The following is a 23120-nucleotide window of genomic DNA, read 5'->3' on the forward strand; positions in this document are numbered from 1 at the left end:
TAGAGTGGGGGGCATGCCGACCACGACCCCCGCACTGATCGCCGACTCCTCCTCGTCGGGCTTCCGCCAGGGCACCATCGAGCACCGCGACCTGCGACCCGACGACGTCCTCATCGACATCGCGTACGCCGGGATCTGCCACTCCGACATCCACACCGTCCGCGAGGAGTGGGGCCCGGCCCACTTCCCGCTCGTCACCGGCCACGAGATCGCCGGCACCGTCGCCGCCGTCGGTGAGGAGGTGACGCGCTGGTCCGTGGGCGACCGGGTCGGCGTCGGCTGCCTCGTCGACTCCTGCGGCGAGTGCGAGATGTGCCTCGACGACCACGAGAACTTCTGCACGAAGGGAGCCGTCGGCACGTACAACTCGAAGGGCTACGACGGCGAGTGGACGAAGGGCGGCTACGCCCGGCAGGTCGTCGTCGGTGAGCGCTTCGTGCTCCGCGTCCCCGACGCCATCGAGCTCTCGCAGGCCGCGCCGCTGCTCTGCGCCGGCATCACCACCTACACCCCCCTCGTACGCTGGGGCGCCGGCCCCGGCACGAAGGTGGCCGTCGTCGGGATGGGCGGCCTGGGCCACATGGGCGTCAAGCTCGCCGCGGCCATGGGCGCCGACGTCACCGTGCTGTCGCAGAGCCTGTCCAAGGAGGAGGACGGCCGCGCGTTCGGCGCGAGCGACTACCGCGCGACGAGCGACCCGCAGACGTTCACGGACCTCCGGGGCGCCTTCGACGTCATCCTGTGCACCGTGTCCGCCGACCTGCCGGTCGACCAGTACCTGCGGCTGCTGAAGACCTTCGGCACCTTCGTCATGGTCGGCCTGCCCGAGAACGACCAGTCCGTCAACTTCGGGTCGCTCATCTCGGGCGACAAGGCCATGACGGGTTCGAACATCGGTGGCATCAAGGGCACCCAGGAGATGCTCGACTTCTGCGCCGAGCACGGCATCGGCGCGACGGTGGAGGTCATCTCGGCCGGCGAGGTCGACGCCGCCTACGACAAGGTCGTCGGCTCGCAGGTGCGCTACCGCTACGTCATCGACACGAGCACGATCATCCCGGCCGACTGAGGCCGCCGGCCCCCGGCCGGTCCGGGCGGTCGAGCCGGACCCGCTCCCCGAGCCGCGGGACCACGGCGCACCAGCCGAGCTCGTCGGCCACCCGCGCCGACAGCGCCTCCGAGGCCGGTGGCTCCCCGTGGACGACGAACACCGTCATCGGCGGTTCGGGGCAGCGGGCCAGCCACGCGACCAGCTCGTCGGCGTCGGCGTGCACCGAGAACGACGGGTCGTGGACGACCTCGGCCCGCACGGGGACGTAGCGGCCGTGCATCTTCAGCTGGCGGGCGCCCTCGAGGAGGTCACGCCCGCGCGTCCCGGCGGCCTGGTACCCGGTGAGGACGACGCAGTGGCGCGGGTCGGGGAGCTGGTGCGCGAGGTGGTGGACGACCCGCCCACCGGTCGCCATCCCCGAGGCCGACACGACGACGCACGGGCGGCGGGGGTCGTTGAGCGCCTGCGACTCGGCGGCCGACCGCACCGTCCTCAGGTCCGGGACCCCGAAGGTCTCGGCGTCCCACGCCGGCGGCAGCACACCGGGGTCGAGGCGGCCGAGGACGCGGCGGTAGACGTCGAGGGCCGCGAGCGCCATCGGGCTGTCGACGAACACGGGGACCGTGGGCACCAGCCCCTGCGCCATCAGCTCGCCGAGCCGGAGCAGGACCAGCTCGGTCCGGTCGATGGCGAAGGCGGGCACGAGCACGCTCCCACCGCGGGCGACGGTGCGCCGGACCGCGTCGGCGAGGACGCCACCCGGCGGGGCGGTGGCAGGGTCCGGGTGGCGGCGGTCGCCGTACGTCGACTCGACGACGACGACGTCCGCGGCGGGCGGGTCCTCGCGCGGGGGGACGAGCGGGTGGTGCGGGCGCCCGAGGTCCCCGCTGAACAGCACGCGGGCGCCGGCGGCCTCGACCAGTGCGGTGCTCGCGCCGAGGATGTGGCCGGCTGACCTCAGCACCACCGTGACGTCGTCGGTCAGCGGGACCGGGTCGTGCAGCGGCACCGGGCGGAGCAGGGGGATGGTGCGTTCGGCGTCGGCCCGGTCGTACAGGGGGAGGGGCGTCGCGTGCAGCGAGTACCCGCTCTCGGCCGCGTACGCCGCGTCCTCCTCCTGCAGGTGCGCGCTGTCGCGCAGGACGATGGCCGCGAGCTCGGCCGTACCGTCGGTGCAGAGCACGGGGGCGTCGAGGCCGTCGCGGACGAGGCGCGGGAGGTAGCCGCAGTGGTCGAGGTGCGCGTGGGTGAGGACGACACCGTCCAGGGCGGTCGCGTCGAGCGGGATGCCCTCGCGGTCCAGGCGCCTCAGCTCGCGCGGCCCCTGGTGCAGCCCCGCGTCGACGAGGACCCGCGACGCTGCGGTCTCGACGAGGAACCGGCTGCCGGTCACCGTGCCGGCGGCTCCCCAGAACGTCAGCGTGGGGCTGGGCACGCCTCGATTGTCGTCCTCACGGCGGGGGCTGCAACAGGCCCTCGCCGTGTGAGGTGCGTCCGGCCGCCCGTCAGGCCTGCGTGGCCTCGTCCGCCGGGCGGCCGCCGCGGGTGCGGCGCCGCGACCGGTTGCGGCGGCTCGGGGCCTCGCCCTCGGCCCGCGGGGCCGGGGCATCGCTGCGGCCGCGTCCACCGCGGTCACCCCGCCCGCCGCGGTCACCACGGTCGCCGCGGTCACCACGGTCGCCGCGGTCACCACGGTCGCCGCCGCGCCCGCCACCGGTGGTGCGCCGCCCGGAGGCCTTGCCGGTCTCGCCGAGGTCCTCGAGGACCTCGGCGTCGAGCCCGGCGCGCGTCTGCCGGGCGCGCGGGAGGCGGCCCTTGGTGCCCTCGGGGATCGAGAGGTCGGTGTAGAGGTGCGGCGAGGAGGAGTAGGTCTCCTGCGGGTCCGGGATGCCGAGGTCGAGGGCCTTGTTGATCAGGCCCCAGCGGGGGATGTCGTCCCAGTCGACGAAGGTCACGGCGATGCCGGTGTTGCCCGCGCGGGCCGTGCGGCCGATCCGGTGGACGTAGGTCTTCTCGTCCTCGGGGCACTGGTAGTTGACGACGTGGGTGACGTTGTCGACGTCGATGCCGCGCGCCGCGACGTCGGTGGCGACGAGGATGTCGACCTTGCCGTTGCGGAAGGCCCGCAGCGCCTGCTCACGGGCCCCCTGGCCGAGGTCGCCGTGGATGGCGGCGGCGGCGAAGCCGCGCTCGGTGAGGTCGTCGGCGACCTTGGCGGCGGTGCGCTTGGTGCGGCTGAACACGATGGTCAGCCCCCGGCCCTCGGCCTGGAGCATGCGCGCGAGCATCTCGACCTTGTCCATCGCGTGGGCGCGGTAGACGAACTGCTCCACCGCCGCCACGGTGTGGCTGTCCTGGCCGTCCTCGTTGGCCATGGCGCGGATGTGCGTCGGCTGGTTCATGTAGCGGCGAGCGAGCGCGACGACCGCGCCGGGCATCGTCGCCGAGAAGAGCATGGTCTGGCGGGCGGCCGGGGTCAGCGCGAGGATGCGCTCGACATCGGGGAGGAACCCGAGGTCGAGCATCTCGTCGGCCTCGTCGAGGACGACGATGCGCGCGTGGCCGAGGTCGAGGTGCCCCTGCTTCGCGAGGTCGATGAGGCGGCCCGGGGTGCCGACGACGACCTCGACGCCCTTCCGGAGGGCCTCGACCTGCGGCTCGTAGGCGCGCCCGCCGTAGACGGTGAGGACGCGGATGCCTCGGGTGGCGCCGGCCCGCTCGAGGTCGCTCGCGACCTGGACGGCGAGCTCGCGCGTGGGGGCGACCGCGAGGGCCTGCGGCTTGCCGGCGTGCGGCAGCGACGCGAAGGCGTCGTCGCGCGGGGACACCACGCGGTTGAGGATCGGGATGCCGAAGCCGAGGGTCTTGCCCGTGCCGGTCTTGGCCTGGCCGATGATGTCGTGGCCGGACAGGGCGACCGGGAGGGTCATCGCCTGGATCGGGAACGGCGTGGTGATGCCGTGGCCCGCGAGGGCCGACACGATGTCGGGGTGGATGGGGAAGTCGGAGAACAGGGGGGCCGGGGGCGGGGTGGCCGCGGCGGCCTCGGGCGCCTCGGGGGCGTCGGTGACGTCGGTCATGGGTCTCTTCCGGTCGGCTCGGCGCGAGGGCGCCGGCGCACATGGGGCTGCGGGCCGATCGGAGGTCTTCTTCGGGTGCAGCCGTGTCGTCGGGACGTGACCCGTGGCTGCCTGCGTGCCGACCGGGCACCGTGGACGACCGCCATCCTACCGTTAGGCTCGCGAGCCATGGAGCACACCTCGATCGAGGACCCCGCCTACCGTGCCGCGGTCGTCGACCTCCTCGGTGTCCTCGCCTACGGCGAGCTCACGGCCTTCACGCGGATGGCCGTCGACTCCGACATCGCCCCCACCCTCGCCCTGAAGTCGGCGATGGCCGGGCTCGCGCACACCGAGTACGTGCAGTACACCCAGCTCGTCGACCACATGCGGGCCCACGACATCGACCCCGAGGTCGCGATGGGGCCCTTCGTCGTCCCCTTCGCCGCGTACCACGAGCGCACCCGCCCCAAGGGCTGGCTGGAGGGGCTCGTCAAGGCCTACGTCGGCGACGGCATCGCCAAGGACTTCTACCGCGAGATGTCGCAGTTCGTCGACGAGGACACCCGCGCCGTCATGGAGCGCGCGCTCGACGACGAGGGGCAGGCCGACTTCGTCGTCCAGGTCGTCCGTGACGCCCTCAAGACCGACCGCCGCGCCGGTGGCCGGCTCGCGCTGTGGGGGCGACGCCTGCTCGGCGAGGCGCTCTCGCAGGCCCAGGCGGTTGCGGTCGAGCGCGAGGCGATGTCGGCGCTCCTCGTCGGGGGCGGGGTCGACCTCGCCGAGGTCGGGCAGATGTTCGTCCGGCTCACCGAACGCCACCAGGCCCGGATGGCGCGCCTCGGCCTGGCCGCCTGAGCCCCGGGCACGCGACGCGGCCCCCGTCCTCAAAGGAGGACGGGGGCCGCGTGCCGTGCGGTGGGGCGTCAGGTCTGCCTGCGCCCGGTGATCGCGCCGTACGCCACGACGAGGAGGGCGGCCGCGGCGATCGAGATGAACCAGCGGATCCAGTCGATGCCGCCGGTGTCGCCGCCGCCGAGCGCGCCCCACACCCAGTACCCGATGAGGGCGCCGAGGATGCCGAGGATGACCGTGACGACCGCGCTGATGCTCTGCTTGCCGGGGAGGACCAACCGGGCGAGGATGCCGATGACCGCCCCGAAGATGATGAGTCCGATGATCTCGCCGATGCCCATGGGCCCAGCTCCTTCCGGGGTCCGGGGACCCACGAGTGCCGTCCGACACCCGGGCGGTGGCCGCGGGCGGTGACCCCGAAAGGGCAGGTCACGCCAGCGAGCCTAGCCTCCGGCTCGGTGCGGGTGTGGGAGGTGCGCCCGCCCCATCGAGCGGGGTCCGGACTCAGACGGCGAAGCCGACGCGGCCCTTCTCGGACTCGCCGACCTGGACCCAGCCGATGACCGAGCCGGGCACGAGCACGGAGCGGCCGCGGGTGTCGGTGAGCTTGAGGACCCCGCCGTCGCGCAGGGCCGCCTCGACGGCCGCGGTGACCTCGGCGGTGTCGGAGTCGGTCTCGACCGTGAGCTCGCGGGCGACGTTCTGGACGCCGATGGTGACCTCCACGGGTGCACACCTTTCGTCGGGGATGGCGCGGCGTCGCCGCGCGCGTCGGCTCAGGCTAACCCGACCCCGCACCGCGGCATTCCGCGACCCGGGCCGGGGGACGGGCGTGTTCGCCGAGGGCGCAGCGGGTCGGCTCAGGAGTCGAGCTTGGGGAAGGACCCGAGGCCGCGCCAGGCGAGGCTGGTGATGATCGTCGCCGCCTCGGCCTCGCCGACGTCGCCGCCCTGGGCCAGCCAGTGCCGGGCCGACACCTGCGCCATGCCCGCGAGGGCGGACCCGAGGAGGAGGGCCCGCTCGTCGTCGACGCCGGTGTCCTCGGCGATGACCTCGGCGATCGCCTCGGCGCAGTTCATCTCGACGGCGTCGAGGCGGGACCGGACCTGGGGGACGCTCGTGAGGTCGGACTCGAAGACCATCCGGAAGGCGGCTCCCTCGCGGGTCACGAAGTCGAAGTAGGCCGCGACGGTGCGCTCGACGCGGACCTCGTTGTCGCCGCCGACCTCCAGGGCCGCGCGGACCAGGCCCTCGAGGGTCTCGCAGTGCTGGTCGAGGAGGGCGAGGTAGAGGTCGAGCTTGCCGGGGAAGTGCTGGTAGAGCACCGGCTTGGAGACACCGGCGCGGTCGGCGATGTCGTCCATGGCGGCCGCGTGGTAGCCGGACTGCACGAAGACGGCCTGCGCGGCCTCCAGCAGCTGGGCCCGGCGCTCGCTGCGCGGCATCCGCTGGCCCCGGTGGGTCGTGTGCGTGGTCGTCATGCTCGTCCTGTCCTCCGTGGTCAGGACGCATCCTACGGATCGGTAACGACGCGACGGGGACGCCGGGCCCCGGCGTTGTTAGGGTCGCGCCATGGGCCGCCCCCCGCTCGTGCCCCCCGGCCCCGAGCTCGACCCCACCGAGCGCACGCGGTACGCGCGCCACCTCCTCCTGCCCGACCTCGGGTCGGTGGGGCAGCGGCGGCTGCGGGCGGCGCGCCTGCTCGTCGTCGGCGCCGGGGGCCTGGGCTCGCCCGCGCTGCTCTACCTCGCCGCTGCCGGTGTCGGCACCCTCGGGATCGTCGACGACGACGTCGTCGAGACGACCAACCTCCAGCGCCAGGTCGTCCACGGTGACGCCGACGTCGGGCGGCCGAAGACGTCCTCGGCCGCCGACGCCGTCCGGGCCGTGAGCCCGATGACGACCGTCGTCGAGCACCGCGAGCGGCTCACGGCCGCGAACGCCCTCGACGTCGTCGCCGAGTACGACCTGGTCCTGGACGGCGCCGACAACTTCCCGACGCGCTACCTCGTGGGGGACGCGTGCGCCCGCCTCGGGGTGCCGCACGTGTGGGGGTCGGTGTTCCGCTTCGACGGCCAGGTCTCGGTCTGGTGGGCGGGGGAGGGGCCCTGCTACGCGTGCGTCTTCCCCTCGGTGCCGCCACCCGACGCCGTGCCCTCGTGCGCCGTGGGGGGCGTCCTCGGCGCGGTGTGCGCGAGCGTGGGGTCGGTCATGGCCACGGAGGCCGTCAAGCTCGTCACGGGGGTCGGCGAGCCGCTCGTCGGGCGCCTCCTCGTCCACGACGCGCTGCGCCAGACGTGGGACGAGCTGCCCGTGCGCGCCGACCCCGGGTGCCGGGTGTGCGGCTCGGGCGCCGACCCCGTGCGGCCGCTCGGGTGGGCGTCGCAGCGCGATGACGACGCGGCGACGGCGTCCGCGGGCGGCGGGCGCCCGTCCGTCACGGCCGTCGGGCTGCGCGACGCCCTCGCGCTCGGCGACGTGCTCCTCGTCGACGTCCGCGAGGCCGGGGAGCGCGAGGTCGTCGGCATCCCCGGGTCGGCGTGGCTGCCGATGGACCGGGTGCGCGCGGGCTCGGACGCCGACCCCTTGCCGGGCCTCGACCCGCCCCCGGGAGTGCCGGTGTACGTCGTCTGCAAGACCGGCGCCCGGTCGGCGGAGGCCGTCGACCTGCTGCGGTCCCGCGGCGTTCAGGCGGTCGACGTCGAGGGTGGCGTCCTCGCCTGGGTGCGCGACGTGGACCCGTCCCTCCCGACCTACTGACACGCCGCCCCGCCCCGGCGGGCCTGTCGGTCGCGCGTGGTGGAATCCCTGCGTGCTCGTCCTCCGCCGCCCCGCCACCGCCGCGGCGGCACCCCCCGCCCTCGACGCCTCCCAGCGGGCGGCCGTCGGGGCCACGGCACCGGTCGTGCGCGTCCTCGGGGGGCCCGGCACGGGCAAGAGCACCGTCGCCGTCGAGCGGGTGGCCCGTGCGGTCCTCGTCGACGGCGCCCCGGCCGACGCGTGCCTCCTCCTCGCGCCCACCCGCGTCGCCGCGGCGCGGCTGCGCGACGCCGTGACCGCCCGCGTCGGCGGCACGACGACCACCCCGCTGGCGCGCACCCACCAGTCCTTCGGCTTCGGGCTGCTCCGCGAGGACGCCGCGCTCGCCGGCGAGCCCGCCCCCAGGCTGCTCAGCGGCCCGGAGCAGGACGTCATCCTCCGCGAGCTGCTCGCGGGGCACGCCTCGGGGGCGACACCCGCCCCGCCGTGGCCCCCCGAGCTCGCCGAGGCCCTGCCGGCCCGTGGCTTCCGGGCCGAGCTGCGCGACCTCCTCATGCGGGCCGTCGAGCTGGGCCTGGGGCCCGCGCACCTCGCCGCGCTCGGCGTCGAGCACGGCCGCGGCGAGTGGGTCGCGGCCGCCGCGGTCCTCCAGGAGTACGACGACGTCACCGCCCTCGCCGCGCCGGGGGCCTGGGACCCCGCGACCGTCCTCACCGCCGCCGCCGACCTCCTCGAGACCGACCCCGCCGCCCTCGACCGGCTGCGCGAGCGGCTGCGCCTCGTCGTCGTCGACGACGCCCAGGAGCTCACGCCGGCCGCGCGCCGCCTCCTCGACGTCGTCACCGGGCACGGGGCCGTCCCGCTCGTCCTCGTCGGCGACCCCGACGCCGCCACCCAGACCTTCCGCGGGGCCGACCCGCGTCTCTTCGTCACCGGCTGGGCGGACGCCGAAACCCACCTCCTCCAGTCCGGGCACCGCTGCGGCACAGCGGTGTCCGAGGCAGCGGCCCGGGTCGCCGCACACATCGGGGTCGTGGGCGGAGGCGCCCACCGTGGTGCCCCGGCATCGTCGGGCGAGGGGTCCGTCGAGGCCCACCTGCTGCGCACCACCGCGCAGGAGGCCGCGTTCGTCGCCGGCCTGCTCCGCCGCGAGCACCTCCTCGGCGGCGTCGCGTGGTCCCGGATGGCGGTCGTCGTCCGGGGCGGCTCGCGCACGGCCACGCTGCGCCGGGTCCTCCGGGGGGCCGGGGTCCCGGTCGACACCACCGCCGCCGACCTCCCCGTCCGCGACGAGGCGGCCGTGCGCCCCTTCCTCGCGCTGCTGCGGTGCGCCCTCGACGTCGTGGCGGGGGCCGAGGAGCTCGACCCCGAGGTGGTCGTCGACGTCCTCGGCTCGCCCGTCGGGGGCGCCGACGCCGTGGGCCTGCGGCGGCTGCGGCGCTCGCTGCGCCGTGTCGAGCTCGACGACGGTGGCGGGCGGCCCAGCGACGCCCTCCTCGCCGAGGCCGTCCTCGCCCCGTTCGCCCTCGACCGGCTCGGGCCGGAGGCGGCACCCGCGCGGCGGGTCCACCGCGTGCTCGCCGCGGCGGTCGACGCCCTCCGCGAGGGGCACGGTGTCGAGGAGGTCCTCTGGGCGATGTGGAGCGCGAGCGGCCTCGCGGCCCCGTGGCGCGAGACCGCGCTCGCCGGCGGACCGGCGGGAGGACGGGCCGACCGCGACCTCGATGCCGTCCTCGGGCTGTTCGACACCGCCGCCCGCTTCACCGACCGGCTGCCCGGCGCGGCGCCTGCGGCCTTCCTCGACCACGTCCTCGGGCAGGACGTCGCCGGCGACACCCTCGCGGCACGGGCCAGCACCGACGAGACGGTCGCCCTCCTCACACCCGCCGCCGCGGCGGGGCGCGAGTGGGACCTCGTCGTCGTCGCGGGGGTCCAGGAGGGCGTCTGGCCCGACCTGCGCCTGCGCGGCTCGGTCCTGGGGTCCACCGACCTCGTCGACGTCGTCACCGGGCGGTCCACCGAGCCGCGGGCCGCGCGGGCCCAGGTCCGCCACGACGAGACCCGGCTGTTCCACGTCGCCTGCACCCGGGCGCGGCGCCGTCTCGTCGTCACGGCCGTCCGCAGCGACGACGAGCAGCCCTCGCCGTTCCTCGACGTCGTCGACCCGCGGCCGGACGCGCGAGCGTTCACCGACGTCCCCCGCCCGATGACGCTGCACGGCCTCGTCGCCGACCTGCGCCGCTCCCTGCTCGCCGAGGACGCCACGACCCGCGGGGCGGCCGTCACCACGCTCGCCCGCCTCGCCCGCGAGGGCGTCCCGGGGGCCGACCCGGCGCAGTGGTGGACCCTGCGCGACCTCACCGACGACCGGCCCCGGCGCGGCCCCGAGGACCCGGTCCGCGTGTCGCCCTCGGCCATCGACGGGTTCTGGCGCTGTGGCCTGCAGTGGGTGCTGCGCCAGAGCGGCGGCGACGGCCCGTCGATGGGTGCCCAGGACGTCGGGATCCTCGTCCACGAGATCGCCCACGACCTCGGCGACACCACCGCGGAGGCCTATGCCGCCGAGGTGGAGCGGCGCTGGGGGCGGCTCGGGCTGCCGCCGGGCTGGCTCTCGCGCCGCCGCCTCGCGGAGGCCCAGCGGATGACCGGACGGCTCGCCCGCTACGTCGGCGAGACCTCGGCGCAGGGATGGCGGCGGGCCGCCTCCGAGCAGCAGCTGCGGGTCGCGCTCGGACGCGCCGTCGTCTCCGGGACCGTCGACCGCGTCGAGGTCGACCCGTCCGGGAGGGTCAGGGTCGTCGACCTCAAGACCGGCTCGTCCAAGCCGTCGAAGGAGGAGGTGCGCCGCCACGGCCAGCTCGGCAGCTACCAGCTGGCCGTCGAGCACGGCGCCTTCGCCGAGCACGGCACGGCCTCCGCCGGGGCGGCGCTGCTCCAGCTCGGCAAGGCCGCGAACGTGTCCACGACCCTCCAGGAGCAGGTGCCCCTCGCCGACGACGACGAGCCCGGGTGGGCCCGCGCCCTCCTCGACGACACCTCCTCCGCGATGGCCGGAGCGTCCTTCGCCGCGACCCCGGGGTCGCACTGCGGCACCTGCCAGGTCAAGGACTCCTGCCCGGTCCAGGCCGAGGGGAGGCGGCTGTGACGACGACGTCGGTGGGCGTGAGGTGGGGCGCCGTCGAGCTCGCCCGTGCGCTCGGGCAGTCCCACGCGCCCACGCCCGAGCAGGCGGCCGTCATCGAGGCGCCGCTGCGGCCGCTGCTCGTCGTCGCGGGGGCGGGGTCGGGCAAGACCGAGACGATGGCGGCCCGGGTCGTCTGGCTCGTCGCGAACGGGTTCGTCCAGCCCGACGAGGTCCTCGGCCTCACCTTCACCCGCAAGGCCGCGGGCGAGCTGTCCGAGCGGCTGGCCTCCCGGCTCACCACGCTGCGCGAGGCCGGGCTGTGGACCCCGGCCGTCGAGGACGGCGCCGCGGTCCTCGACGACGCCCCCACGGTGTCGACCTACCACGCCTACGCGGGCCGGATCGTCCGCGAGCACGGCCTGCGGCTCGGTGTCGAGCCCGAGAGCCGGCTCCTCACCGAGGCGGCCGCGTGGCAGGTCGCCCACGAGGCCGTGGCGTCGTGGGACGGGCCGATGGAGGTCGAGAAGGCGGAGTCCACCGTCACCACGGCCGTCGTCGACCTCGCCGGCGAGATGGCCGAGCACCTCGTCGGCACCGACCGTCTCGCCGCCCACCTCGACGACGTCGTCGCGACCCTCGAGCTCGTCGCCCGGGGCGAGACCTCGCGCAAGAAGGCCTACCCGGCCACGGTCCGGACCGCGCTCGGTGTCCTGCGCGAGCGGCGCGCCATCGTGCCCCTCCTCGAGCGCTACGCCGAGCTGAAGCGCTCGCGCGACGCCATGGACTTCGCCGACCAGATGGCGCTCGCCGCCCGGCTCGCCACCTCGGTCCGGCAGGTGGGGGAGGCCGAGCGTGGCCGGTTCCGGGCCGTCCTCCTCGACGAGTTCCAGGACACCTCGGAGGCCCAGCTGCAGCTGCTGCGAGCCCTCTTCGTCGCGCCCGGCGAGCCGGTGCCGGTCACCGCGGTCGGCGACCCGCACCAGTCGATCTACGGGTGGCGCGGGGCGTCCTCGACGACCCTCGACCGGTTCCGCACCGACTTCCACGACGACGACCCCGCCGACGTGCTGCACCTGTCCACGAGCTGGCGCAACGACCGGCTCGTCCTCGACGCCGCCAACCTCGTCGCCGCGCCGCTCGCCGCCACGACCCGCGTCGAGGTGCGCTCGCTCGCGCCGCGCGACGACGCCGGCCCCGGGCACGTCGCCGTCGCCCGGCTCGGCACCGTCGAGGAGGAGGCGGCGCACGTCGTCGACTGGCTCGGCGAGCGGTTCCGCCTGCCCGGTCGCCGCACCGCGGCCGTGCTGTGCCGCAAGCGGTCCCAGTTCGACGCCGTCGTCGACGCGCTCGAGGCCGCCGGGCTGCCCTTCGAGGTCGTCGGCCTCGGCGGGCTGCTCCACACCCCCGAGGTCGCCGACCTCGTCGCGCTGCTCCACGTCGTCCAGGACCCCACACGCGGGGACCGGCTCATGCGGCTGCTCACCGGGCCGTCGTGCCGGCTGGGCGCCGCCGACCTCGACGGCCTCGGCGCCTGGGCCCGGCACCGCCAGCGCACCGCCCGCGCCGAGGGCGACCGCCGGGCCGACCTCTCTCCCGACTCCAGCGAGGAGGCGAGCATCGTCGAGGCCCTCGACGACCTCCCGCCGGAGCGGTGGGTCGGCAGCGACGGCCAGCGCGTCGGTCCGGTCGCCCTGGCGCGCCTGCGCGGCCTCGGCGACGCCGTGCGGCGCCTGCGCGCCCTCACCGGGCTCGGCCTGCCCGAGCTGACGGCCGAGGCGGAGGTCGCCCTCGGCCTCGACCTCGAGGTCCTCGCCCGGCCCGAGTACACCCCCGGCGCCGCCCGCGCCCACCTCGACGCCTTCGCCGACGTCGCCGCGACCTTCGCGGCGAGCGCAGAGCGGGCGACGCTCGGCGGCTTCCTCGCCTGGCTCGAGGCCGCCGTGGCCGAGGAGCGGGGCCTCGACCTCGGCTGGGTCGAGGCCCGCCCCGACGCCGTGCAGGTCATGACCGTGCACGCGGCCAAGGGCCTCGAGTGGGACGTCGTCGCGGTGCCCGGGCTCGTCGAGTCCTCCTTCCCCGCGCACTCCGGCAACCAGGGGCGCGTCGTCGACGGCGCGTGGGGCCACACGCAGCCGTCCGACAAGGCCTGGCTCGCCGGGCTCGCGACCCTGCCCTACGACCTGCGCGGCGACGCCGACGGCCTGCCCCGCTTCGGCTGGGCCGACCCCCACGACTGGGACTCCCTCGACGCCGCCTTCACCGGGTTCACGGCCGCGGCGGCCGACCACGGCATCGCCGAGGAGCGCCGGCTCGCCTACGTCGCCCTCACCCGCGCCCGGCGCGACCTCCTCCTCACCGCACACGTCTGGGGCACCGCCTCGACGCCGCGCATCACGTCGCGCTTCCTCGAGGAGGTGCGGGCGTCCGGCCTCGCCGTCGCGCCCGGGCCGTGGGCCGACCTCCCGCCGGTCGACGACCCCAGGCCGCAGAACCCCCGCACGGCCGAGACCGTCAGCGTCACGTGGCCCACCACCGACCACCGGGAGCGTCGCGACCGGCTGCTCGGTCCCGCGTCCGAGGTCGTCGCGGCGATGGCCGGCGCGGGTGCCGGCGCGGCGCCCGCGCCGGGCCGGGACGAGGAGGTGCGGATGCTCCTCGACGAGCGGGCCCGCCGACGGTCGGGGGCCGATGTCGACGTCGAGCTGCCCGCCCACCTGTCCACGTCTGCCCTCGTCGCCCTCGCCGAGGACGCCGACCGGTTCACCCTCGACCTGCGCCGGCCCGTGCCCCAGCCGCCGGCGCTGGCCACCCGCCGGGGCACCGCCTTCCACGCCTGGGTCGAGGAGCACTACAGCCGTGCCGGCTTCATCGACGTCGACGCCCTGCCCGGGTCCGCCGACGACGACGGCTCCGACGCCGCGGCCCTGGGCGAGCTGCGCACCCGGTTCCTCGCGAGCGAGTGGGCCGACCGCATCCCCGCGGAGGTCGAGACGAGCGTCGAGACGGTCGTCGACGGCATCGCGGTCCGCGGCCGCATCGACGCGGTCTTCGAGGAGCGCGGGCCCGACGGCGAGCCGGCGTGGGTCGTCGTCGACTGGAAGACCGGGGCCCCGGCGTCGGGGGAGCGGGCCCGAGCCCGGGCGGTCCAGCTCGGGGCCTACCGGCTCGCGTGGGCCCGGCTGCGGGACGTCGACCCCTCACGGGTGCGGGGCGCGTTCTTCCATGCCGCCACCGGCGAGACGGTCTGGCCGGACCTCCCGGACCTCGCCGAGATCACCCGCGTGCTGGCCGCTGCCCGTCCTCGCTGACGTCGTCGCTCGGCAGGTCCTCGGTGGCGCCGGCCTCGAGCTCGGCGGCGAGGGCGTCGGCCTCCGCGGCGGCCACGGGGTCGTGGCTCGCGGGCTCGCGGCCGGAGGTCAGCCAGTCGTCGACGAGGTCGTCGGTGCGCGGCTGGGGCACCGACCGGGTCCACTCCTCGTCCTCGTCCTCGTCCTCCCCTGGGACAACATCGTCCAATAGGGCGATCTCGTCCCGCCCGTCCTCGTCCTCCCCTGGGACACCATCGTCCAATAGGGCGATCTCGTCCCGCTCGTCGTCCACCCCCGGGGCGACGTCGTCCGACGGGGCGGTCTCCTCCCGCTCGGGGAGGCCCGGGAGGTCCTCGTCCTCGTCCTCGTCGACGACCTCGGGCGCGCGGGGTGCGGGCGGGCGGGGGAGCACGGGGGAGAGCGAGGTGCGACGGTAGTCGTCCTCGTCCTCGTCGGCGTGCACGGCGTCGTCGAGGCGGCGCAGCTGGGTCGTCAGCACCTCGACGGCCCCGGTGTCCTGCCGGGTGAGCGCCGTCATGAGGGTGCCGAGCAGGCCGAGCTCGCCGACGAGGCGGGCCCGGACGAGGAGGTTGGGGTCGGGGCGCTCCACCCGCACGTGGGCGTACGCCTCGAGCACGGTCTCGACCGCGGCCGCGGGTGCGTCGGCGACGAGGGCGGCGAAGTCGTCGGCCGGGTCGGCGACCTTCGCGTCCTCCCAGCCGGTGAGCGCGCGGACCTTGCCGGTCGAGGCGTCGTGGTCGTCCGTGAAGACGGCGAGCACCTGGTCGCCGGTGAGGTCGCCGTGCGTGGGGGTCGGCGCGAACCGCCACAGCGAGACGTCCTCGAGCGCGGCCTCCCACCGGGCGAGGAGCGAGGTGGGCACCCGCCCGCTCTCGGCGGCGCGGTCGAGCTCGGCGAGGCGGCGGCTGCGGTACGTGTCGGCGTCGTAGGCCGGCATCCCCGCCTCCTCGTACACGGCCGGGTCGGTGTTGTGCAGGGCGGCGAGGGAGCGGCCGAGCTCGGCGGCGAGACCGGGGCCGGCGGGGAGCTCAGCGAAGTCGAGGTTGTGGCCGGGCAGGTACGGGTAGACGGCGGCGCGGCCGCCCTCGGCGAGGGCGACGAACCCCTTGGGCGACGGGACGGCGAACGGCAGCCGCCGGCCGAGCAGGGCGAGGAGCGCGACCGTGCGGTCCATCTCGGCGCCCGCGACGTCGGTGCGGGGGGCCCGGACCACCCAGCGGCGGTGCTCGGCGTCCTGGACGAACGCGACGTCGAAGGACTGGTCGGGGGTGCTCGGCAGCGCCTCGACGCTCACCGGGTCCAGGCCCGGGACGGCAGCGCTCGCGAGGGCGGCCAGGAAGGCTGGGCTGCGGTCCACGGGCCCCACGGTATGCCGTGGGACCCGCCTAGGCTGGGAAGCGTGACCGCAGCCGACGCGATCCTGCCCGACCTGGCCCTCAGCGCACCGGCGTTCGACCGCAGGGGCGACCTGCGGGCCGACCCCGACCTCCTGCCCCGCCTCCTCGCCGACCCGGCGACGCGCGTGGTGCGCCTGGTCGGGGACCGGGTGGCCGTCACGGAGACCCCCGACGGCCCCCGCCTCGTCACGACCCCTCCCGACCCCGCCGACTCCGGCCGCCTGGCCGTCTTCCTCGGCGAGACCGAGGGTGCGACATGGGTGGGGGTCGTCGCCGACGACCTGGGCCCCACCCACCCGGCCGACGACCTCGAGGTCGACCCGCCCGCCCCGGTGCCCGGGGCGGTGTGGCACGGGCTGCGCCGCGTCGGGGCGGACCTGGACCCGGTGGGGGCGGCGGCGTTCGCGACGACCCTCGCGCTGGGCAACTGGCACCGGACCCACGGGTTCTGCCCCCGCTGCGGGGAGCCGACCCACCCCGGGCTCGCCGGGTGGATCCGGCGGTGCTCCCGCGACGGCAGCGAGCACTACCCGCGCACCGACATGGCCGTCATCATGGCCGTCGTCGACGCCGACGACCGCCTCCTCCTCGCACGGGGGCGCGGGTTCCGGCGTGCCGGGATGTCGGTGCTCGCGGGGTTCGTCGAGCCGGGGGAGACCCTTGCGTCGGCCGTGGCCCGGGAGGTGCTCGAGGAGGTGGGCGTCGTCGTCGAGGAGGTCACCTACCTCGGCGACCAGCCCTGGCCGTTCCCGACCTCGCTCATGCTCGGCTTCACCGCGCGGGCGCTCGGCACCGACCTGCGGCTGCAGGAGGAGGAGATCGCCGAGGCCCGCTGGTTCACCCGCGACGAGCTGCGGGCAGCCGTCGAGGACGGGTCGGTGCTCGTCTCCGGGCGCATCTCGATCTCGCGCCGGCTCGTCGAGCACTGGTACGGCGGGCCGCTCGACGCCCCCGACCTCGCCCTGCGCTGACCTCGTCAGCGGGAGGGGTCAGGCGAGGCGGTCGCGGACCTCGTGGATCGACGGGTTCGTCGCGGCCGAGCCGTCCGGGAAGACCAGGGTCGGCACGGTCTGGTCGCCCCCGTTGACCGACATGACGTACTCGGCGCTGCCCGGGTCCCGCTCGATGTCGACCTCCGTGTACCCGATGCCCTCGCGGTCCAGCTGCGACTTGAGGCGACGGCAGTAGCCGCACCACGTCGTCGTGAACATCGTGACGGTGCCCGCGTCGGGCAGGGCGCGCTGGGGGGCGCCGGACATGGGTCCTCCTGGAGGGTCGGTGGTCCGGTGCCGTCAACGTGGCGGGCCCGCCGATCCTTCCCGTCCGGCTGGGGACGGCCGCGAGGCGGCGTCGGCGCCGACACCTAGGATCGGGCTCGATGACGACCCTGCCCGTGCACCCCGGAGCCGACGCCGTCCTCGACGCCCTCGACCCCGAGCAGCGCGAGGTCGCGGCCCACCCGAGCGGCCCGATGTGCGTCCTCGCCGGGGCCGGCACGGGCAAGACGCGCGCCATCACCCACCGCATCGCCTACGGCGTGCTGTCCGGGGTCCACCAGCCGCAGCGCGTCCTCGCCGTCACCTTCACCGCCCGCGCCGCCGGGGAGATGCGCACCCGGCTGCGCGACCTCGGCGTCGGCGGGGTGCAGGCGCGCACCTTCCACGCCGCGGCCCTTCGCCAGCTGCACTACTTCTGGCCGCAGGCCGTCGGAGGTGCGGCGCCCGAGGTCATGCCGCACAAGGCGAGCGCCGTCGCCGAGGCCGGATCGCGCCTGCGGATCCGGCTCGACGGGCCGGGCGTGCGCGACCTCGCGTCCGAGATCGAGTGGGCCAAGGTCTCGATGCTCACCGCCGACTCCTACGCTCACGCCGCCGCCCGCGCCCGCCGCGAGCCGCCCGCCGGCCTCGACCCCACGGCGATGGCGCGGCTCATCTCCGCCTACGAGGACGTCAAGGCCGACCGCGGGGTCATCGACTTCGAGGACGTCCTCCTCCTCACCGTGGGCATCCTGCGCGAGCACGAGCAGATCGCCCGGGCTGTCCGCGGCCAGTACCGGCACTTCGTCGTCGACGAGTACCAGGACGTCAACCGCCTCCAGCAGGCCCTGCTCGACCTCTGGCTCGGGGACCGCGACGACCTCTGCGTCGTCGGTGACCCCGCCCAGACGATCTACTCCTTCACCGGCGCCTCGCCCGAGCACCTCCTCGGCTTCCGCTCCCGGTACCCGCAGGCCAGGGTCGTCGAGCTCGTCCGCAACTACCGCTCGACCCCACAGGTCGTGCGGCTCGCGAACCTCGTCCTCAGCGGGCCCGGTGGCGCGCGGCGGTCAGGGTCGGTCGAGCTGCGGGCCCAGCGCGGCGACGGCCCCGAGCCCGAGCTCGTCGTCGCCGACCACGACCCCGACGAGGCCGCCCGCGCCGCGAACCGCATCGAGGCCCTGATCGCCGAGGGGCACCCGGCGTCCGAGATCGCGGTGCTGTTCCGCACGAACGGGCAGAGCGAGGGCGTCGAGTCGGCGCTGGCCGAGCGCGGCATCCCCTACCTCGTCCGCGGCGGCGAGCGGTTCTTCTCGCGACGCGAGGTCCGCGACGCCGTCGTCCTCCTCCGGGGCGCAGCCCGCAGCGACGACGGCTCGGTGCCGCTGCCGGACCTCGTGCGCGACGTCCTCCTCGGCGCGGGCTGGAGCCGCCAGGCGCCCACGTCCGGTGGGGCGGCCCGCGAGCGGTGGGAGTCGCTCAACGCCCTCGCCGCGCTCGCCGACGACCTCCACGCCCTCGACGACGCCGCGCGCCTGCCGGCGTTCGTCGCCGAGCTCGACCAGCGGGCCGCCGAGCAGAACGCCCCGACCGTCCAGGGGGTCACGCTGGCCTCGTTCCACGCGGCGAAGGGCCTCGAGTGGGACACCGTGCTCCTCGTCGGCTGCTCCGACGGGCTGCTCCCCATCACGATGGCCGACACCCCGGAAGCCATCGAGGAGGAGCGCCGCCTCCTCTACGTGGGCGTCACCCGGGCCCGCGAGCGGCTCGTCCTCAGCTACGCCGCCGCCCGCACCCCCGGGGCCAAGGCGACCCGCCGGCCCTCCCGGTTCCTCGACGGCACGGCCGACGTCCTCGGCCAGGGCGCCCGCTCGCAGCCCAGACGGCGGCGCGGCGGAGCCGCCGGCGCGGCCAAGGAGCCGGCACGCACGACCTGCCGCGTGTGCGGCGGACCGCTGGCGACGGCCAAGGAGCGCACGATCGGCCGGTGCACCGCCTGTCCGCCCACCATGGACGAGCGGCTGTTCGAGGCCCTGCGCACCTGGCGCCTCGAGACGGCGCGGGAGGCCGACGTGCCGGCCTTCGTCGTCTTCACCGACGCCACCCTCACCGCGATCGCCGAGCGGGTGCCCGGCGACACCCGCGAGCTGTCCCGGATCCCCGGCGTCGGACCGGCCAAGCTCGAGCGCTGGGGCGACGCCGTCCTGGCCGTTCTCCAAGAATTTTCTGACGCCTGATCGGGCTGTGCCGCAACGACTTTCGCTCCAAGCCGGCGGCGCGCGGAGAACAACTCCTCGTAATTCCGTTGCCACCGCCTCCGGGGCTCCCATACCCTCCTAGTCATACCTCGCGCGTCCGTCCGGCGTGCGCACAGGAACGAGCAGCAGTGAGGAGGGTTGGCCCGATGGAGAACACGACGATGAAGGAGGCGGCGATGAGCGCGGTCCGTGGCATCTGCATGCGTCTCTGGCGCGGCGCCAACACCGGTCACGCAGGCACGTTCCGCTCCGTCCAGGGGACCACTGTGCCCTTCGCCGGCTTCCGCGGTCGTGGCTACCAGCTCACCGATCTGCGCATCGCCGTCGCCCGCACCGTCGCCCCGATCACGGGTGTCGTGTATCCACGCCTCGAGGTACCACCCGTCTGACCACCAGACAGGCTCACCTCGAGGCCGCGGATCCCGACACCGGGATCCGCGGCCTTCGTCATTTCCCGGCACGACCACCCAGACCACCCGGACACCCGGACCAACGCGAGGACACCACATGACCACCACCGCGGTGCGGACCCACCAGGGCCGCCCTCCGAGTACCCCGCACCCCACCCGGTGCGTGACCGACCAGTCCGAGCGCCCCACCGGGCGCGCCGAGCAAGGAGGTGAGACACCGATGCAGCTGACCGACCTCCTCGACCTGCACGAGGCGTCCGCGACGACCGGCGACGGGATTCCCTGCCGCGAGAACGACGCCGAGATGTGGTTCGCCGACACCCCCGAGGGCGTCGAGTTCGCCAAGTCGCTCTGCGGCACCTGCCCGGCCCGCCTCGAGTGCCTCACCGGGGCCCTCCACCGGCACGAGCCGTGGGGCGTCTGGGGTGGCGAGCTCTTCGTCCAGGGAGTCGTCGTCCCCCGCAAGCGCCCCCGTGGCCGCCCCCGGAAGTCCGAGGTCGCCGCGTGACGCGCCACCCGCACCGCCTGCCCCACCCGAACGTGACACAGCACCGCAAGGAGAACGAGATGTACACGAGACGCATGCAGCGCCTCCGTCGCACCGCGCAGGAGCGCCGCGTCCACGAGACGCTGCGCCGGGCGCAGGCCGCGGCCGAGCGCGAGCAGATGCGGGCCGTCGTCCACAGCATCGTGCGATGACCCCCGCGACCGGGACGAGCGCCGCCCCCGACACCGCGTCGGGGGCGGTGCCCTTCCACCACCTCCTCGACGAGGCCGCGCTGCGCGGCAGCGACTTCTGGCGCGCGGTCGGGGCGACGGTGCTGGCTACCCTGAGGCCATGGTCTCGCTGACGATCGCCCAGGACCCCGCCGCCGACCGCGTCCTGTCCGAGGACCCGTTCGCCCTCCTCGTGGGGATGCTCCTCGACCAGCAGTTCCCGATGGAGCGGGCGTTCGCCGGACCGGCCAAGATCCTCGAGCGGTTCGGCACGCTCGACCCCGCGGCGGTCGCCGCCGCCGACCCCGAGGCGTTCGCCGACCTGTGCGCCACCCCGCCCGCCGTGCACCGGTACGGCCGCTCGATGGCGGCGCGCATCCAGGCGCTCGCCGTCGTGGTCCGCGACGAGTACGCCGGCGACGCCGGCGGGCTCTGGCGCGACGCGGCCACCGGCGCCGAGCTGTTCGGCCGGGTCAGGCGCCTCCCCGGCTTCGGGGAGCAGAAGGCCAAGATCTTCGTCGCCCTCCTCGGCAAGCAGCTCGGCGTGCGACCGCCGGGCTGGGAGCAGGCGTGCGGCGCCTACGCCGAGGACGGCGCGTTCCGCTCGGTCGCCGACGTCGTCGACGCCGAGTCGCTGCAGAAGGTCCGCGACTTCAAGAAGGCGGCCAAGGCGGCCGCGAAGGCGAACGGCTGACACCCGTGGCCGGCCGGGCCGACGACGAGCACATCGTCTGCGCCACCTGCGGGACGACCCCGGTGGACGACGAGGCCCGCGCCCTCGCCCGCAGCACGTGGGCCCGCGGCACCGAGCACCGCCGGAGGGTCTGGACCTGCCCGCACTGCAGCCGCGAGCACCTGCGCAGCATCGAGGGCAAGCTCGACTCGAGCTGGTGGTGACTCAGCCCGGGGCGGCGGGCAGCCGGTCCTCGTCGACACCGGGCAGGTAGGCGCAGATCATCTCGCGCAGCGGCACGGTGCCGCCCACCTGGCTGAGCACCCCGATGCCCCCGAGCCACACGCGGTGGATCAGCAGGTACTCCGGCGGCAGGTTGAGCTTGAGCCCCACGAGGAACTGCGGCTTGCGGGGGTCCTGGACCGTCGCCGCCGCGCCGCGCAGCCACTCGCGGGAGAAGGTGAACTCCTCGTGGAGGATCGGTTCGACGAGCGGCCCGAGGTACTCCAGCAGCGCATCGGGGTCGATGTCGACGCCCGGCCGGATGAAGCCCTCCCCGCGCAGCCCGGCCTCCAGCGCCTCGGCCTCGCCGGCCAGTCCGTCGGTGAGCAGCCGGCCGATGGCGTGGGGCAGCCCGTCGGGGAGGCGGTTGACCGCCCCGAAGTCGAGGACGCCGAGGCGCCCGTCGGCCGTGACCCGGAAGTTGCCGGGGTGCGGGTCGGCGTGGAGCATCCGCGCCACGTTGGGCGCCCTCAGGAGGAACTCGAGGTAGAGGGTGGCGGCCTCGTCGCGCTGCTCCTGCGTGCCCTCGCGGATGATGGCGGACAGGGGCGTGCCGTCGACCCACTCGGTGACGATGACGTGGCTGCTCTCGACGAGGACGTCCGGCACGAGGACGTCGTCGTCGTCGCGGAAGGCGGCGGCGAAGTGCCGCTGGCTGCGCGCCTCGAGGTGGTAGTCGAGCTCCTCGCTCATCCGCGCCTTCAGCTCGTCCATGATCGGCTTGACGTCGATGCCCGGGACCCATGACCCGGCGACCCGCGCCACCCGAGAGAGCTGGTTGAGGTCGGACAGCAGCGCCTCGGCGGCCCCCGGGTACTGGATCTTCACCGCGACCTCGCGCCCGTCGCGCCAGATGCCGCGGTGCACCTGCCCGATGGAGGCCGACGCGGCGGGGGTGTCGTCGAACTCGACGAGCTTGGTGCTCGCCCAGCGCGGGCCGAGCTCGCGGGCGAGGATCTCGTGGACCCGGTCGGCGCCCATCGGCGGGCCGGCCTCCTGCAGCTTGGTGAGCGTGGCGCGGTAGGGACCGGCCAGCTCCTCGGGCATCGCGGCCTCCATGACCGACAGCGCCTGCCCGAACTTCATCGCCCCGCCCTTGAGCGTGCCGAGGACCGCGAAGAGCTGCTCGGCCGTGCGCGCCTGGAGCTCGGCCGCCACGGCCTCGGCCGGCCGGCCCCCGACCCGCTTGCCGACGCCCAGCGCGACCCGGCCGGCGTACCCCACGGGCAGGCCGGCCAGCTTCGCCGCACGGGCGATCGAGCCCTTGGGGATGTCGGTCACCCGGCCATTCTCACCCCCACGCACCGACAACCGGGTCGAGGGCCCCACACCCGGTGCGTGACGCGCACGCTGTCGAGGGCCACCTCGGTGGAGATGCCGCCGAGCGAGGCGTCGCCGCGGAGCACGCCCAGGACCGTGACGGCGACGACGGCCGCGGTGAGGAGGAGGGGTCCGGCGGGCACCTCCTCCTCGCCGGCGACCCACGACCCCGACCACGCGGTGGACGCGCAGCGCAGGCACGGGGTGCGGCCGGGGAGGACGAGCGGGCCGACCACCAGCCCGCCGGCACCGAGGACGACCGGGAGGTGCGGGACGCGCCGCACCTGCCACGGCGCCGCGGCCCACACCGGCGCGCGGCCCTGGGTGACGAGGACGACGACGTCCGGGGACCCCCGCGCCGCGAGGAGCAGCTCGGCGCCGTCGGCCGCCTGTGGGCCCCCACCGACTTCGACGCCGCACCGCCGCAGCTGGGCGGTCACCTCGTCGGCGACCGGACCCCACCCGTCGACGACGACGGCGGCCCCGCCAGGCTCGTGCATCCGTCCCCCTCGTCCTACGCCGACGCCGCCATCCTGCCGTCGCCGCCCCGGGCGCGTCGGCGGTCGTCCACAGGCGACCCGGCCTCCCGGCCCGGACGCGGCGCGGCCCCCGGTCCGCGAGGGGACCGG

The 23120-nt window shown here is 75.6% G+C and carries 22 protein-coding genes; 13 read left to right on the forward strand and 9 right to left on the reverse strand.

The genetic code is table 11. The features are described from left to right. The first annotated feature begins 13 nt into the window (after positions 1–13). The gene (locus ACK8HX_RS00130) at positions 14–1069 is read left to right on the forward strand and encodes an NAD(P)-dependent alcohol dehydrogenase (protein ID WP_411938616.1); all 1056 of its coding nucleotides are present in this window, start codon (positions 14–16) and stop codon (positions 1067–1069) included. Here ACK8HX_RS00130 and ACK8HX_RS00135 read toward each other — a convergent pair. Together ACK8HX_RS00135 and ACK8HX_RS00140 are read right to left on the reverse strand one after the other, a co-directional pair. After that, positions 1053–2486: an MBL fold metallo-hydrolase RNA specificity domain-containing protein gene (locus ACK8HX_RS00135; RefSeq protein ID WP_411938617.1), complete on the reverse strand. Its 1434-nt coding sequence runs from the start codon at positions 2484–2486 to the stop codon at positions 1053–1055. The two genes, ACK8HX_RS00130 and ACK8HX_RS00135, sit on opposite strands and share 17 nt — an antisense overlap. Positions 2487–2556: 70 nt before the next feature. Next, positions 2557–4131, reverse strand: a complete 1575-nt coding sequence (locus tag ACK8HX_RS00140; RefSeq protein ID WP_411938618.1) for a DEAD/DEAH box helicase — start codon at positions 4129–4131, stop codon at positions 2557–2559. 168 nt (positions 4132–4299) lie between these two features. On the opposite strand from ACK8HX_RS00140, the gene ACK8HX_RS00145 reads away from it, so the two are divergent. Further along, positions 4300–4968 carry a ferritin-like fold-containing protein gene (locus ACK8HX_RS00145; RefSeq protein ID WP_411938619.1) on the forward strand — a complete coding sequence of 223 codons (669 nt, stop codon included), beginning with the start codon at positions 4300–4302 and terminating at the stop codon, positions 4966–4968. A 68-nt stretch (positions 4969–5036) separates the two neighbouring features. Here the strand turns inward: ACK8HX_RS00145 and ACK8HX_RS00150 are convergent, their stop codons facing one another. The 3 genes from ACK8HX_RS00150 to ACK8HX_RS00160 form a co-directional block, all read right to left on the reverse strand. Continuing rightward, complete coding sequence (locus tag ACK8HX_RS00150) at positions 5037–5306, reverse strand: GlsB/YeaQ/YmgE family stress response membrane protein (RefSeq protein WP_411938620.1); 270 nt, start codon at positions 5304–5306, stop codon at positions 5037–5039. A 163-nt stretch (positions 5307–5469) separates the two neighbouring features. Beyond that, a complete protein-coding gene (locus ACK8HX_RS00155; protein WP_411938621.1) occupies positions 5470–5691 on the reverse strand; it encodes a DUF3107 domain-containing protein in 222 nt (73 codons plus the stop codon). Positions 5692–5825: 134 nt separating this feature from the next. Further along, positions 5826–6446, reverse strand: coding sequence for a TetR/AcrR family transcriptional regulator (locus ACK8HX_RS00160; RefSeq protein WP_411938622.1), 621 nt, complete (start codon positions 6444–6446; stop codon positions 5826–5828). 91 nt (positions 6447–6537) lie between these two features. On the opposite strand from ACK8HX_RS00160, the gene moeB reads away from it, so the two are divergent. Genes moeB through ACK8HX_RS00175 form a run of 3 tightly spaced genes read left to right on the forward strand, consistent with a single transcriptional unit; the run spans position 6538 to position 14157 of the window. Next, the gene (moeB, locus tag ACK8HX_RS00165) at positions 6538–7725 is read left to right on the forward strand and encodes a molybdopterin-synthase adenylyltransferase MoeB (RefSeq protein WP_411938623.1); all 1188 of its coding nucleotides are present in this window, start codon (positions 6538–6540) and stop codon (positions 7723–7725) included. A gap of 52 nt (positions 7726–7777) precedes the next feature. Beyond that, on the forward strand, positions 7778–10870 hold the full coding sequence (locus ACK8HX_RS00170; protein WP_411938624.1) for an ATP-dependent helicase: 3093 nt from the start codon (positions 7778–7780) through the stop codon (positions 10868–10870). Next, a complete protein-coding gene (locus tag ACK8HX_RS00175; protein ID WP_411938625.1) occupies positions 10867–14157 on the forward strand; it encodes a UvrD-helicase domain-containing protein in 3291 nt (1096 codons plus the stop codon). The genes ACK8HX_RS00170 and ACK8HX_RS00175 overlap by 4 nt, the downstream gene beginning before the upstream one ends. Here ACK8HX_RS00175 and ACK8HX_RS00180 read toward each other — a convergent pair. Further along, a complete protein-coding gene (locus ACK8HX_RS00180; RefSeq protein WP_411938626.1) occupies positions 14123–15535 on the reverse strand; it encodes a phosphotransferase in 1413 nt (470 codons plus the stop codon). The genes ACK8HX_RS00175 and ACK8HX_RS00180 overlap by 35 nt on opposite strands. A 42-nt stretch (positions 15536–15577) precedes the next feature. Here ACK8HX_RS00180 and nudC point away from each other — a divergent pair, with 42 nt between their 5' ends. Further along, on the forward strand, positions 15578–16546 hold the full coding sequence (gene nudC / locus ACK8HX_RS00185; RefSeq protein WP_411938627.1) for an NAD(+) diphosphatase: 969 nt from the start codon (positions 15578–15580) through the stop codon (positions 16544–16546). 18 nt (positions 16547–16564) lie between these two features. Here the strand turns inward: nudC and ACK8HX_RS00190 are convergent, their stop codons facing one another. Beyond that, the gene (locus ACK8HX_RS00190; protein ID WP_411938628.1) at positions 16565–16834 is read right to left on the reverse strand and encodes a mycoredoxin; all 270 of its coding nucleotides are present in this window, start codon (positions 16832–16834) and stop codon (positions 16565–16567) included. Between the two features lie 119 nt (positions 16835–16953). On the opposite strand from ACK8HX_RS00190, the gene ACK8HX_RS00195 reads away from it, so the two are divergent. From ACK8HX_RS00195 to ACK8HX_RS00225, 7 genes are all read left to right on the forward strand, one after another. Further along, positions 16954–19068, forward strand: coding sequence for an ATP-dependent DNA helicase UvrD2 (locus ACK8HX_RS00195; protein WP_411938629.1), 2115 nt, complete (start codon positions 16954–16956; stop codon positions 19066–19068). Positions 19069–19235: 167 nt separating this feature from the next. After that, positions 19236–19478 (forward strand): hypothetical protein, encoded by a 243-nt coding sequence (locus ACK8HX_RS00200; RefSeq protein ID WP_411938630.1) that lies wholly within the window; start codon positions 19236–19238, stop codon positions 19476–19478. Positions 19479–19719: 241 nt separating this feature from the next. Continuing rightward, entirely contained in the window at positions 19720–20007 is a 288-nt protein-coding gene (locus ACK8HX_RS00205) for a WhiB family transcriptional regulator (protein WP_411938631.1), read from the forward strand. 59 nt (positions 20008–20066) lie between these two features. Next, positions 20067–20198, forward strand: coding sequence for a hypothetical protein (locus tag ACK8HX_RS00210; protein WP_411938632.1), 132 nt, complete (start codon positions 20067–20069; stop codon positions 20196–20198). Next, entirely contained in the window at positions 20195–20350 is a 156-nt protein-coding gene (locus tag ACK8HX_RS00215) for a hypothetical protein (protein WP_411938633.1), read from the forward strand. The genes ACK8HX_RS00210 and ACK8HX_RS00215 overlap by 4 nt, the downstream gene beginning before the upstream one ends. After that, positions 20338–20910, forward strand: a complete 573-nt coding sequence (locus ACK8HX_RS00220) for an HhH-GPD-type base excision DNA repair protein (RefSeq protein ID WP_411938634.1) — start codon at positions 20338–20340, stop codon at positions 20908–20910. Before ACK8HX_RS00215 ends, ACK8HX_RS00220 begins: the two co-directional genes overlap by 13 nt. Positions 20911–20915: 5 nt before the next feature. Beyond that, positions 20916–21113, forward strand: a complete 198-nt coding sequence (locus ACK8HX_RS00225) for a hypothetical protein (RefSeq protein WP_411938635.1) — start codon at positions 20916–20918, stop codon at positions 21111–21113. Position 21114: 1 nt separating this feature from the next. On the opposite strand, the gene ACK8HX_RS00230 is transcribed toward ACK8HX_RS00225, so the two are convergent. Together ACK8HX_RS00230 and ACK8HX_RS00235 are read right to left on the reverse strand one after the other, a co-directional pair. Beyond that, positions 21115–22452 (reverse strand): ABC1 kinase family protein, encoded by a 1338-nt coding sequence (locus ACK8HX_RS00230; protein ID WP_411938636.1) that lies wholly within the window; start codon positions 22450–22452, stop codon positions 21115–21117. Continuing rightward, a complete protein-coding gene (locus tag ACK8HX_RS00235; RefSeq protein ID WP_411938637.1) occupies positions 22449–22991 on the reverse strand; it encodes a hypothetical protein in 543 nt (180 codons plus the stop codon). The genes ACK8HX_RS00230 and ACK8HX_RS00235 overlap by 4 nt, the downstream gene beginning before the upstream one ends. Positions 22992–23120 lie beyond the last annotated feature (129 nt).

This window comes from Oryzobacter faecalis, from assembly GCF_046764005.1.
Taxonomy (GTDB): domain Bacteria; phylum Actinomycetota; class Actinomycetes; order Actinomycetales; family Dermatophilaceae; genus Oryzobacter; species Oryzobacter faecalis.